The sequence below is a fragment of the Neisseria sp. P0020.S003 genome (assembly GCF_051957095.1).
GTDB lineage: Bacteria > Pseudomonadota > Gammaproteobacteria > Burkholderiales > Neisseriaceae > Neisseria > Neisseria subflava.
The window spans coordinates 1-455 of record NZ_JBQCWU010000067.1 but is presented as its reverse complement, the minus strand read 5'-3'; the positions used below and the strand labels follow the sequence as shown (position 1 = coordinate 455).

The 455-nt window shown below is 50.3% G+C and carries 1 protein-coding gene; it reads left to right on the top strand.

What is annotated here, in order from left to right; genetic code table 11:
* The coding region (locus tag ACTHTQ_RS11335; RefSeq protein WP_440363974.1) for a hypothetical protein at positions 1–386 on the top strand (386 nt) is incomplete at its 5' end.
* Positions 387–455 lie beyond the last annotated feature (69 nt).

Sequence of the window (455 nt, the reverse complement as noted above, 5' to 3'; positions counted from 1 at the left end):
CCCCCCAACCACACCACCCCACCAACCAACAAACACAAACAAACACCACCACACAAAACACCACCCAAATAACAAAAACAAAACCAAAAACCCCAACCACAACACCCAAACAACACCCCCCACCCACCCCCAAACAAACCAACACCAAACAAACCCAACCCCCCAACACACCCCCAAACCCAAACAAAACACCAAAAAAACCCAACCACCAACAACAAACACCAAACCCACCCCCAACACCCCACAAAACCCCCCCCAAACACAACAAACAAAACACCCAACAAACCCCCACCAAACCACCAACCCAAGCCCAAAACGAAACAACCCACCAAAAAAAGACACACCGCGCCCCAAACAAGAGGACAAAACAACCCGAAAAATCATAAACACCCGGCCCCAGCACGGACCTTAAAAACACCTCTGCGCATACCACCTCCCATACACACCCAACACCA